Source organism: Streptomyces sp. NPDC026301 (genome assembly GCF_055567935.1).
On the sequence record NZ_JBVHPN010000030.1, the window covers coordinates 16,656 to 28,191 of the forward strand.

At 72.9% G+C, this 11,536-nt stretch carries 8 protein-coding genes, 1 tRNA gene and 1 riboswitch; of the genes, 4 read left to right on the forward strand and 5 right to left on the reverse strand.

All coding sequences use genetic code 11. The features are described 5' to 3' along the window. Nucleotides 1–12 precede the first annotated feature (12 nt). Nucleotides 13–477, reverse strand: coding sequence for a GatB/YqeY domain-containing protein (locus ACZ4MH_RS32505; protein WP_351593237.1), 465 nt, complete (start codon nucleotides 475–477; stop codon nucleotides 13–15). Nucleotides 478–759: 282 nt separating this feature from the next. On the opposite strand from ACZ4MH_RS32505, the gene ACZ4MH_RS32510 reads away from it, so the two are divergent. The 3 genes from ACZ4MH_RS32510 (at nucleotide 760) to ACZ4MH_RS32520 (ending at nucleotide 2,742) form a co-directional block, all read left to right on the forward strand. Beyond that, nucleotides 760–1,686, forward strand: a complete 927-nt coding sequence (locus tag ACZ4MH_RS32510) for a metallophosphoesterase (RefSeq protein WP_351593240.1) — start codon at nucleotides 760–762, stop codon at nucleotides 1,684–1,686. 190 nt (nucleotides 1,687–1,876) lie between these two features. Continuing rightward, nucleotides 1,877–2,656: a Pr6Pr family membrane protein gene (locus ACZ4MH_RS32515; protein WP_351593243.1), complete on the forward strand. Its 780-nt coding sequence runs from the start codon at nucleotides 1,877–1,879 to the stop codon at nucleotides 2,654–2,656. A gap of 12 nt (nucleotides 2,657–2,668) precedes the next feature. Further along, nucleotides 2,669–2,742, forward strand: a tRNA-Pro gene (locus tag ACZ4MH_RS32520). Between the two features lie 158 nt (nucleotides 2,743–2,900). Here the strand turns inward: ACZ4MH_RS32520 and ACZ4MH_RS32525 are convergent. Both ACZ4MH_RS32525 and ACZ4MH_RS32530 read right to left on the reverse strand, forming a co-directional pair. Continuing rightward, nucleotides 2,901–3,512 (reverse strand): TlpA family protein disulfide reductase, encoded by a 612-nt coding sequence (locus ACZ4MH_RS32525; RefSeq protein WP_351593304.1) that lies wholly within the window; start codon nucleotides 3,510–3,512, stop codon nucleotides 2,901–2,903. A gap of 86 nt (nucleotides 3,513–3,598) precedes the next feature. Beyond that, a complete protein-coding gene (locus tag ACZ4MH_RS32530; RefSeq protein ID WP_351593246.1) occupies nucleotides 3,599–4,519 on the reverse strand; it encodes a LysR family transcriptional regulator in 921 nt (306 codons plus the stop codon). Nucleotides 4,520–4,621: 102 nt separating this feature from the next. On the opposite strand from ACZ4MH_RS32530, the gene ACZ4MH_RS32535 reads away from it, so the two are divergent. Further along, on the forward strand, nucleotides 4,622–6,058 hold the full coding sequence (locus ACZ4MH_RS32535; RefSeq protein ID WP_351593249.1) for an MFS transporter: 1,437 nt from the start codon (nucleotides 4,622–4,624) through the stop codon (nucleotides 6,056–6,058). On the opposite strand, the gene ACZ4MH_RS32540 is transcribed toward ACZ4MH_RS32535, so the two are convergent. Both ACZ4MH_RS32540 and cobN read right to left on the reverse strand, forming a co-directional pair. After that, a complete protein-coding gene (locus ACZ4MH_RS32540; RefSeq protein ID WP_351593252.1) occupies nucleotides 6,042–7,541 on the reverse strand; it encodes a SulP family inorganic anion transporter in 1,500 nt (499 codons plus the stop codon). The genes ACZ4MH_RS32535 and ACZ4MH_RS32540 overlap by 17 nt on opposite strands. A gap of 108 nt (nucleotides 7,542–7,649) precedes the next feature. Further along, nucleotides 7,650–11,297, reverse strand: coding sequence for a cobaltochelatase subunit CobN (cobN, locus tag ACZ4MH_RS32545; protein ID WP_351593255.1), 3,648 nt, complete (start codon nucleotides 11,295–11,297; stop codon nucleotides 7,650–7,652). A 69-nt stretch (nucleotides 11,298–11,366) separates the two neighbouring features. Next, a riboswitch (cobalamin riboswitch) is annotated at nucleotides 11,367–11,522 on the reverse strand. Nucleotides 11,523–11,536 lie beyond the last annotated feature (14 nt).

Genomic DNA, 11,536 nt, shown 5'->3' on the forward strand with positions numbered 1-11,536 from the left:
CGTCAAGGGCGCTCAGCCCGCGAGCAGCTTCTTCACCGTGGCGGCCACCCGGCCGCCCTCGGCGCGGCCCGCGACCTTGGGGTTCACGATCTTCATGACGGCGCCCATGGCCCTCGGGCCCTCGGCGCCGCTGCCCTTGGCCTCCGCGACCGCCTCGGCGACCAGCTGCTCCAGCTCGTCGTCCGTGAGCTGCTTGGGGAGGTACTCGGCGAGCACCTCGCCCTCCGCCTGCTCGCGCGCGGCCTGCTCGGCCCGGCCGCCCGTCTCGAAAGCCTCGGCGGCCTCGCGGCGCTTCTTCGCCTCGCGCGCGATGATCTTCTCGACCTCGCCGTCCGACAGCTCGCGTGCCGCGGTCCCCGCGACCTCCTCCTTCTGGATCGCGGTCAGCGTGAGGCGGAGGGTGGAGGAGCGCAGTTCGTCGCGCGCCCTGATCGCTGCGGTGAGGTCGTCCTGCAGCTTCGTCTTGAGCGTGGTCATGACCCAAGTTTGCCAGGGCCCGACGGGTACCGCGCGGAGTTATCGGGCCGGACCGCGCTCCGGAGAGCGCTGACGCCCGTACGGAAACATGCCGAAGAGGACTGTCAGCGGTCGCAAGCAGGCATCGGCGGTCGTCCGAACCACGTCGGCGGCCGTACGAACCGCGTCGGCAGTCGTCCGAACCGCGTCGGCGGTCGTAAGAACCACATCGGCGGTCGCGCTGCGGCAAGATCATCCCGCCCCATGATGTTCCCGCTCCCGCTCTCTGCCACGATGGGAACCATGCGCGCGCGATACGGAGTACCCCTGTCCCTCACGGCGGTCGGCGCGGCCGGCCTCGCCTACGCCGCCGGCATCGAGGCCCGGTCCTTCCGGCTGCGGCGGGTGACGATCCCCGTACTGCCGCGCGGCATGCGGCCGTTGCGGGTCCTGCAGGTGTCCGACATCCACATGGTCGGCGGGCAGCGCAAGAAGCAGCGCTGGCTGCAGTCGCTGGCCGGCCTCCGCCCCGACTTCGTCGTCAACACCGGCGACAACCTCTCCGACCCCGAAGGGGTGCCGGAGGTACTGGACGCGCTGGGCCCGCTGATGGAGTTCCCGGGCACGTACGTCTTCGGCTCGAACGACTACTACGGACCGAAACTGCGCAACCCCGCCCGCTACCTGATCGAAAAGGTCCAGGGCCGGCACGGACTGAACGGCAACGCGCCCGCCGTCGGCGTCGTCCACAACCCGTGGGAAGAGCTGCGGGACGCCTTCGACGCGGCGGGCTGGGTCGGCCTGTCCAACACCCGCGGCCGCCTGAAGCTCGAGGGCATCGAGATCGCGCTGACCGGCCTGGACGACCCGCACATCAAGCGCGACCGGTACGCAGAGGTGGCCGGCGGCCCCGAGGAGGGCGCCGACCTCTCCCTCGCCGTCGTACACGCCCCGTACCTGCGCTCGCTCGACGCCTTCACCGCCGACGGCTACCCGCTGGTCCTCGCCGGGCACACCCACGGCGGCCAGCTGTGCGTCCCCTTCTACGGCGCCCTGGTCACCAACTGCGACCTGGACACGGGCCGGGTCAAGGGCCTCTCCACCCACACCGCCGGCGAGCACACCTCCTACCTGCACGTCTCCGCCGGCTGCGGCACCAACCGCTACACCCCCGTCCGCTTCGCCTGCCCGCCCGAGGCGACCCTGCTGACACTGACGGAACGCGCCTGAGCGGTCCGGCCACCGGGGGCCGGGGGCCGCACGATCACGTGCCGGCCCCGGGCTCCGGCCTGCGGCGATCCAGTACAGGCCAGGCGGTGTCACCCCAGCCCGGCTTCGGCCCAGCTTCAGCCCGACTCCGGCACGATCCAGCCTCCCCGTACCGTCCCCAATCCCCCCATAACCCGTCTAGCGTGGAGGGATGATCGACCCGACCCGGTCCGACCCCACCCGTTCCTCGCACTACGCGACCGGCCCGGCCGGCGCCTCGGCGCTCACCCCGTCCTCCGCGGTCGCGCCGCACGCCCGCCGTCCGCTCGCCGCCCTCCTGCGCGTCCTGCTCGCCGCGGCCGCGGCCACCGGCGTCGCCCTGGAGATCAGCCTCTCCGCCGACCCGCCGCGCGTACTCAGCGACTTCTCCGTCCAGGCCGGCGCCGCCTTCGCGCTCTGCGCCCTGTGGTCCGCGTACCGCGCCGGGAGCGGCCGCCGCCCCGTCTCCCCCCGGATCACCGGCGCCCTCCTCCTCTATGTACTCGCCGCCGCCGTCCTCCACCACACCCTCCCGGCGCCGGCCCCCGGCGACTCCACGCTCCCCGACGGCTCCTCCGCCACCGGCACCGTCGCCGACCAGCTCCTGCACACGGTCGCCCCGCTCGGTGCCGTACTGGACTGGCTCCTCCTGACCGCTCCGCGTCAGTACCGCCTCCGCCACACCTGGCAGTGGCTCGCCTACCCGGCCCTGTACCTCCTCTTCGCCGTCCTCCGCGGCGCCCTGCTCGCCCCGGGCACCCCCGGCCGCTATCCGTGGCCCTTCCTGAACGCCGCCACCCACGGTTACCCAACCGTCCTGGCCCACGCCCTCCTCTGCCTCCTGGCCCTCTACTTCCTCGCCGCGGCCCTCCTGGCAATCGACCAGTTCAGGCCCGCTCCCCCGCGCCCCGGATACCGGATTTCGCGTACGGGGATCGGTCCGCTAAAGTAGAGCTCGTTGCTTCGGGGTGTAGCGCAGCTTGGCAGCGCGCTTCGTTCGGGACGAAGAGGTCGTGGGTTCAAATCCCGCCACCCCGACTGAAGAAACACAGGTCAAGGGGCCTGATCCGCGAGAGCGGGTCAGGCCCCTTGCTGTTTCTGCGGCTTCGGCGGCGGCTTTGGGAGCCGGTCGGGAGACGATCTCGGCAAAGCGGCCTCAAGTGAGGGGGGTCACAGCGCGAGGGGAGAGCGGTCTCTCAACTACCGGCGATCAGAGGCTTGAGCATCTCGCGCAGCTGGCGCTCGCCGAGGGGGCCGATGGCTCGTGCCGCGGTCCGGCCCCGGCGGTCGATGGCGATGGTCGACGGCAGGAACTGTGGGTTGAGGCTGCCCTTGGGGAACCGCAGCATGAGCTTGCCCGACGGGTCGAACAGGCTGGGGTACGGCATCTTGTGCGTCTCTTCGAAGCCGACAGCCTGACTCGTGCTGCTGTCACGGGTGTTGATGCCGACGAATTGCACGCCCTTGCTCCGGGTTTCCTCGGCGACTTTGGCGAAGTGGGGCGCCTCGGCGATGCATGGCCCGCACCAGGAGCCCCAGATGTTGAGAACGACGACCTTCCCCCGGTAGTCGTCAATGTTCAGTGGTTTACCGCGCGTTGTCGTGCCGCGTATGTCCGGAGCCGGCTTTCGATCGGCGGCGGGAACCGTGTCGAAGCCGTCCTGGCCCTTGATGAATCCGGCTCGGGAGCCGCCACCGGAGTTCTTGTCTCCGCAGCCGGTCAGGGCCAACGCGGCGGCGCAGGCGGCGAGTAGGGCCGTGAGCCCGCGGGTGGCGGGACGAGTGAAGGGCCTACTCCGGAAGGTCATGCCGACAGTCTTGCAGGGCATATGAGTGGCCGTATGGGTGGCCGTATGGGTGGCCATGTGGGTGGTCTTCTGGTTGGTACGTGAGGTCAGGGCAGTGGCATGTTGTTGATGCGGGGGGCCAGTTCGCGGGCGAGGGTGGTGGCGAGGGCGCGGAAGACGGCTACTTCCGGGTTGAGGTCGTGGGCGCGGGCCGCGAGGTGGCTGGACTCGGGTGGGGCGTCCAGTACGGGGACGAAGACCGCGCCGGGCCAGTTGTAGTAGCGGGCGAAGGAGCGGAGGCCGGAGCCGGCGCCGTGGCCGGTGAGGACGCCGGTGAGGACTTCCTGCGGGAAGAGGGCCACGCTGCGGCCGCGGCGGGCGGCCTCGTTGTGGAAGTAGAGGTAGTCCTTGAAGATCGCCGGCGTGTGGTCGGGGACCCGGAAGATCGGCAGGTCGGCCAGGTCGGCGACGCGTACGCCCTCGGTGCGGGCGTCGGCGAGCGGCGCCGAGCCGGGGACGACCACGATGCGCTGCTCGGTGAGGAGCGCGTCGCCGACCAGCCGGTCGTCGTCGGGCATCGGCCGGATGAAGGCCAGGTCCACCCGGTCCTCCACCAGCGCCGAGACGTGCTCGGTGAAGTTCAGCTGGATCACCTCGACGGGGACCTCGGGCCGGGCCCTGCGATAGGCGTTCACCGCGGCCGGGGTGATCTCCGCCGAACCGTGCCCCATGATGCCGACGCGCAGCGGGCGCGCGGTCGCCTCCCGCTCCCGGCGCACCGCCTCGTGGACGTCCTCGACCGCCGCGTCCGCCGCGGCCAGCAGCGTGCGGGCGTGCTCGGCGAGGCGTACGCCGGCGGCGGTCGGCCGTACCGGATTGCGGTGCAGCAGCGGGGTGCCCAGCTCGCTCTCCAGGCGGCGGATGTGCTGGGTGACGGCGGGCGGAGACAGGAAGAGGCGGGCCGCCGCCCGGCCGAAGTGCTGTTCCTCGACGACGGCCAGGAATGACGCGAGCAGCCGGAGGTCCATGATTTCCCAGGATACGGCGCGGTCACGGCCGGGGCGGCGGACCGTTCACGATTCGTGAAGGCGGGCGGCGGGGGGCGGCCGGTGGGTCGTACAAAGGGTTCCGTGACCAGTACCGATGCCGCCGGGCTCGCCCCAGCCCCGCCCGCCCCCGCTTCGTCCGCCCCTCGCCGCTACGGCCTGCGGACGGCGCTGATGATGACCGCCTCGGGCTGGAGCGCCAACCAGTTCGCCGCGCTGCTCGGCGCCTACCGGGCCGGCGCCGGGCTGTCGGATGCCGCGGTCAACGCGCTGCTCGCGGTGTACGCGGTGGGGCTGATACCGGGGCTGCTCGCCGCGGCCCCGCTCTCCGACCGGTACGGACGGCGCCCGGTGGCGCTCGGTGCCCTCACGCTCAACGCGGTGGCCACGCTGCTGCTGATGTTCGGCGCCGGCTCGACGCTCTGGCTGGCGCCCGGCCGGCTGCTCACCGGGATCAGCGCGGGGGCGCTGCTGGCGGCCGGCGGGGCCTGGGTGAAGGAGCTCTCCTCGCCGCCGTACGCGCCGGCGGGCGCGGAGACGGTGGCCGCCCGGCGTTCCGGCGTCTTCGTCTCGCTGGGCTTCGCCTCGGGCGGGCTCGCCGCCGCGCTGATCGCCCAGTGGGCGCCCCACCCGATGGTGCTCGCCTATCTGCCGCATCTGGTGCTGGCGGTACTCGCCCGGGGGCTTGCCCAGGGGAGCCCGGAGACCTGGCCAGCCGCCGCCGACCGGGCCGCCGCGGGCGTCGGGGCCGCCGCGGGCGCCGCGGGCCTCGTGGGTACCGGCTCCGGCCGTACCGCCGCGGGCACGGACCCCGGCCGTACCGCCGCGGCCCCGGACTCCGCCCGACGCACACGTACCCGTACCCGCACCCGCACCCCCCTGGCCCGCCCCGGCTTCTGGCGGGCCGTGTTGCCGATGGCGCCCTGGGTGTTCGCCGGGCCGATGGTCGGGTTCGCCACGCTTCCCGGGCTGGTGGACGGGGGGCTGCGCGGCTGGGAGGTGGTGTACGCAGGGGTGGCGACCGCCGTCGTCCCCGGTGCGGGGGTGGCGGTCCAGCCGCTGGCGCGGCGGCTGAGCGCGCGCAGCCGGCTGCTCAGCTCGGTCGCCGGGCTGCTGGTGATGGCCGCGGGCTTCGTCCTCGCCGGGCCGGCTGTCGTGCACCAGCAGCCGGTGCTCGGCCTGGTCGCCGGGGCGGTGCTGGGTGCGGGGTACGGGCTGGTCCTCACGTACGGCCTGGGCACCGCCGCCGCCCTCGCGGCGCCCGCCGGGCTGGCCCGCCTCACGTCGTACTTCTGGAGCCTCGCCTACCTCGGGATGTTCGCCCCGCTGCTGCTCAGCACGCTCAGCGGCAGCTTCCCGATGCCCCGTCTGCTGGCCGGCGCCGCGGTACTGGCGGTGCTGTGCTGCGCCCTGCTCGTCCTGCTCAACCGGCCCGGCAACCGGCCCGGCCGCGCCGGGACCCGGTCGGGCCGGTCGGGCCGGTCGAGGCGCGACGCGGCGCCTGTCAGTGGGCGGCCGTGAGTTCGCCGCTGAGGGTCTTGTGGAGCCGGGCGCTGGGCTCGTTCAGGCCGATGACCTCGACGGTCTTGCCGCGCTGGGAGTACTTGCTCTCGATCGCGTCCAGGGCGGCGACGGAGGAGGCGTCCCAGATGTGGGCGGCGGTCAGGTCGATGACGACCTTGTCCGGGTCGCCGGCGTAGTCGAACCGGGTCACCAGATCGTTGGACGAGGCGAAGAAGAGCTCGCCGGTGACGGAGTAGACGACCTGCGTGCCGTCGGGGTCGGTGACCGCGGTGACGTCGGCCACGCGCGCGACGCGGCGCGCGAAGACGACCATCGCGGTGACCGAGCCGACGACCACGCCGATGGAGAGGTTGTCGGTGGCGACCACGACGGCGACGGTGAGCACCATGACCGCCGTCTCGCCGGCCGGCATGCGCTTGAGCGTGGCGGGCCGGACGGAGTGCCAGTCGAAGGTGCCGACCGAGACCAGGACCATCACGGCGACCAGCGCGGCCATCGGGATCTTCGACACGACCGGGCCGAGGACGATGCAGAGGATCAGGAGGAAGAAGCCGGCGAGGAAGGTGGACAGCCGGGTCCGGGCGCCGTTCTTGACGTTGATCATCGTCTGGCCGATCATCGCGCAGCCGCCCATGCCGCCGAAGAAGCCGGTGACGATGTTGGCGATGCCCTGGCCGATGGATTCGCGGGTCTTGTCGGAGCGGGTGTCGGTGATCTCGTCCACCAGCTTCGCCGTCATCAGCGACTCCATCAGCCCGACCAGCGCCATCGCCAGCGCGTAGGGGGCGATGACGGTGAGGGTGTGGAGGGTGAACGGGACGTCCGGGAGGCCCGGTACGGGCAGCGAGGAGGGCAGCTTGCCCTTGTCGCCGACGGTGGGGACGGCGATCCCGGCCGCCACGGTGATGACCGTGAGGATCACGATGGAGACGAGCGGCGCGGGCACGGCCTTGGTGACCTTGGGGAAGCACACCATCAGGGCGAGACCGGCCGCCACCAACGGGTAGACCGCCCACGGCACGTCGCGCAGATTGGGTATCTGGGCGGTGAAGAGCAGGATGCCCAGCGCGTTGACGAAGCCGATCATCACCGAGCGCGGTACGAACCGCATCAGCTTCGCCACGCCCAGCGCGCCGAGGACGATCTGGAAGACGCCGGCCAGGATGACGGTCGCGATCAGATAACCGAGGCCGTACTCGCGGGTGACCGGCGCCACGACCAGGGCCACGGCGCCGGTGGCGGCGGAGATCATCGCGGGCCGGCCGCCGACGAAGGCGATCACCATGGCCATGGTGCAGGCCGCGAACAGCCCGATCTTGGGATCGACGCCGGCGATGACCGAGAAGGAGATCGCCTCCGGGATCAGCGCGAGGCCGACGACCAGGCCGGCCAGTACCTCGGTACGGAAGACCTTCGGGGACAGCCACGGCGGACGGAAGCCGCGCAGCCGGGCGGCCGGGGAGAGCGCAGGGGAGGACAAGGAGGAGGGGACCTGTCGTATTCGGGCACGCCCGGCGTCGGGCGGGGGCGTACGGGAGGCGTGGGGGAGGGGCGAAGCGCCCTCCCCCACGATACGACGAGGCCGGGCTCAGCCGTCGCCCTCCAGGTCGCCCTCCGTCTCCAGGTAGATCTCGCGGAGCGCTTCGAGCGCGGCGGGGTCGGGCTCGGCCCACATGCCGCGCGACTCCGCCTCCAGGAGCCGTTCGGCGATGCCGTGCAGCGCCCAGGGGTTCGCCTCCTGGAGGAACGCGCGGTTCTCCGGGTCCATGACGTAGGCCTGGGTGAGCTTGTCGTACATCCAGTCGGCGACGACGCCCGTGGTCGCGTCGTACCCGAAGAGGTAGTCGACCGTCGCGGCCAGTTCGAAGGCGCCCTTGTAGCCGTGGCGGCGCATCGCCTCGATCCACTTGGGGTTCACCACGCGGGCACGGAAGACGCGGGAGGTCTCCTCGACCAGGGTGCGGGTGCGGACGGTCTCCGGTCGGGTGGAGTCGCCGATGTACGCCTCCGGTGCCGTGCCCTTCAGCGCGCGCACGGTGGCCACCATGCCGCCGTGGTACTGGAAGTAGTCGTCCGAGTCCGCGATGTCATGCTCGCGGGTGTCGGTGTTCTTCGCGGCGACGGCGATGCGCTTGTACGCCGTCTCCATCTCCTCGCGGGCCGAGCAGCCGTCCAGGCCGCGGCCGTACGCGTAGCCGCCCCACACCGTGTAGACCTCCGCGAGGTCGGCGTCGGTGCGCCAGTCGCGCGAGTCGATGAGCTGGAGCAGGCCCGCGCCGTACGTCCCCGGGCGGGAGCCGAAGATACGGGTGGTGGCGCGGCGTTCGTCACCGTGCTCGGCGAGGTCGGCCTGCGCGTGCGCCCGTACGAAGTTCTGGTCGGCGGGCTCGTCGAGGCCGGCCACCAGGCGTACCGCGTCGTCCAGCAGGCCGATGGTGTGCGGGAAGGCGTCCCGGAAGAAGCCGGAGATGCGCAGGGTGACGTCGATGCGGGGGCGGCCCAGCTCGGCGAGCGGGACCGGCTCCAGGCCGGTCACGCGGCGCGAGGCGTCGTCCCAGACGGGGCGGACGCCGAGCAGCGCGAGGGCCTCCGCCACGTCGTCGCCCGCGGTGCGCATCGCGCTCGTGCCCCACAGGGACAGGCCGACCGAGGTGGGCCAGTCGCCGTTGTCGGTCCTGTACCGCTCCAGCAGCGAGTCGGCGAGCGCCTGTCCGGTCTCCCAGGCGAGCCGCGAGGGGACGGCCTTGGGGTCGACGGAGTAGAAGTTGCGGCCGGTCGGCAGGACGTTGACCAGGCCGCGCAGCGGCGAGCCGGAGGGGCCCGCCGGCACGAAGCCGCCCTTCAGGGCGTGCACGACGTGGTCGAGTTCGGCGGTGGTGCCGGCGAGGCGCGGGATGACCTCGCGGGCGGCGAAGTCGAGGATGTCGGCGACCTGCTGCCCGTGGTCGGCGGCCACGTCGGCCACCGCCGCCGGGTCCCAGCCCGCGTCCTCCATCGCCTGGACCAGGGTGCGGGCCTGCTCCTCTGCGGCGTCGGCGGTGGTGCGGGTGGCCGCGGACTCGTCCAGGCCGAGCGCCTCGCGCAGGCCGGGCAGGGCGGAAGTACCGCCCCAGATCTGCCGGGCGCGCAGGATCGCGAGGACCAGGTCGACGCGGGGCGCGCCGGCCGGCGCGCCGCCCAGTACGTGCAGCCCGTCGCGGATCTGGGCGTCCTTGACCTCGCACAGCCAGCCGTCGATGTGCAGCAGGAAGTCGTCGAAGCCGTCGTCGTCCGGGCGGTCCTCCAGACCGAGGTCGTGGTCGAGCCGGGCGGCCTGGATGAGGGTCCAGATCTGCGCGCGGATGGCGGGCAGCTTGGCCGGGTCCATGGACGAGATCTGCGCGTACTCGTCGAGCAGCTGCTCCAGGCGCGCGATGTCGCCGTACGAATCGGCGCGGGCCATCGGCGGTACGAGGTGGTCGACGAGGGTGGCGTGGACACGGCGCTTGGCCTGGGTGCCCTCGCCCGGGTCGTTGACCAGGAACGGGTAGATGAGGGGGAGGTCGCCGAGGGCTGCGTCCGGGCCGCAGGCCGCGGAGAGACCCGCGTTCTTGCCGGGCAGCCACTCCAGGTTGCCGTGCTTGCCCAGGTGGATCATGGCGTCGGCGCCGAAGCCGCCGTCCTCGGCAGCGGCGGCGATCCAGCGGTAGGCCGCCAAGTAGTGGTGCGAGGGCGGCAGATCGGGGTCGTGGTAGATCGCGATCGGGTTCTCGCCGAAGCCGCGCGGCGGCTGGATGAGGATCAGCAGATTGCCGCGGCGCAGCGCGGCCAGCACGATGTCGCCCTCGGGGTTGCGGCTGCGGTCGAGGAACATCTCGCCGGGCGCCGGGCCCCAGTGCTCCTCGACGGACTTGCGCAGCTCGGCGGGGAGGGTCGCGTACCAGCGCTTGTAGTCGGCGGCCGGGATGCGGACGGGGTTGCGGGCCAGCTGCTCCTCGGTGAGCCAGTCCTGGTCGTGGCCGCCGGCCTCGATGAGCGCGCGGATCAGCTCGTCGCCGTCGCCGGAGACCAGGCCGGGGATCTCCTCCTCGGGCCCGAAGTCGTACCCCTCCTCCCGGAGGCGGCGCAGCAGCTCGACGGCGGAGGCGGGGGTGTCCAGGCCGACCGCGTTGCCGATGCGGGAGTGCTTGGTCGGGTACGCGGAGAGCACCAGCGCCACCCGCTTGTCGGCGGGCGCGATGTGGCGCAGCCGGGCGTGGCGTACGGCGATGCCGGCGACCCGCGACGCGCGCTCGGGGTCGGCGACGTACGCCGGGAGGCCGTCCTCGTCGATCTCCTTGAAGGAGAACGGCACGGTGATCAGGCGGCCGTCGAACTCGGGCACGGCGATCTGGCTGGCCGCGTCCAGCGGCGAGACGCCCTCGTCGTTCTCCTCCCAGTCGGCGCGCGAACCGGTCAGGCAGAGCGCCTGCAGCACCGGCACGTCCAGGCCGGTGAGGGCCCCCGCGTCCCAGGACTCGTCGTCGCCGCCGGCCGAGGCCGTCGCGGGCTTGGTGCCGCCTGCCGCGAGCACCGTGGTGACGATCACGTCGACGGCGCGCAGCGCGTCGATCAGCTCGGGCTCGGGGGCGCGCAGGGAGGCGACGTACAGCGGCAGCGGGCGGGCGCCCGCGTCCTCGATCGCGCCGCACAGCGCGTCCACGAAGGCGGTGTTCCCGCTCATGTGGTGGGCGCGGTAGTAGAGCACCGCAACCGTGGGGGCGTCCGGGGCGACGTCCTTACGGGCCGTGCGCTCCAGCGGGCCCCAGGAGGGCGCGGCGGCCGGCGGCTCGAAGCCGTGGCCGGTCAGCAGCACGGTGTCGGAGAGGAAGCGGGCCAGCTGCTCCAGGTTGGCCGGGCCGCCGTGCGCGAGGTAGGCGTGCGCCTCGGCGGCGATGCCGACCGGGACGGTCGAGGCGGCCATCAGCTGGGCGTCGGGGGCCTGTTCGCCGGTGAGCACGACGACGGGGCGGCCGTCGGCGAGCAGCTGGTCCAGGCCCTCCTGCCAGGCGCGGATACCGCCGAGGAGGCGTACGACGACCAGGTCGCAGCCGTCCAGCAGGCCGGGCAGCTCGTCGAGGTCCAGCCGGGCGGGGTTGGCGAAGCGGTAGCCGACCGGACCGCTCGCCGCGCGGGCGCTGAGCAGATCGGTGTCGGAGGTCGACAGGAGCAGGATCCTGCGGTGCTCGGGGGCGCTGTCCTCGGACGAATGCAGCATGCGGCGTCGGGCCTTCCTCGGGGTCCGCGCCCCGGGCGGTGTCGGAATGGATCTCCCCCGCCCGGGCGGAGCCGAGTGCTGGGGAAGGGGAGTTCCTGGCTCACCCGGCCGCTGGGGCCGGGCTCACAGTGGCGGGACCGCGCCGGATTCGCACCGGGCTTCCTCCCCTGTCGCCGTCGCCGGCGATGATGACGGACCGGATGGCCCGCCGTGAGCATAGTAAGGGCCGCTCCCCGAGC

Bases quoted from the DNA above. Each gene is read 5' to 3' on its own strand.
- ACZ4MH_RS32510 (WP_351593240.1), top strand. From the start codon at position 760: ATGCGCGCGCGATACGGAGTACCCCTGTCCCTCACGGCGGTCGGCGCG.
- cobN (WP_351593255.1), bottom strand. From the start codon at position 11,297: ATGCTGCATTCGTCCGAGGACAGCGCCCCCGAGCACCGCAGGATCCTG.
- ACZ4MH_RS32530 (WP_351593246.1), bottom strand. From the start codon at position 4,519: ATGGACCTCCGGCTGCTCGCGTCATTCCTGGCCGTCGTCGAGGAACAG.
- ACZ4MH_RS32525 (WP_351593304.1), bottom strand. From the start codon at position 3,512: ATGACCTTCCGGAGTAGGCCCTTCACTCGTCCCGCCACCCGCGGGCTC.
- ACZ4MH_RS32505 (WP_351593237.1), bottom strand. From the start codon at position 477: ATGACCACGCTCAAGACGAAGCTGCAGGACGACCTCACCGCAGCGATC.
- ACZ4MH_RS32515 (WP_351593243.1), top strand. From the start codon at position 1,877: ATGATCGACCCGACCCGGTCCGACCCCACCCGTTCCTCGCACTACGCG.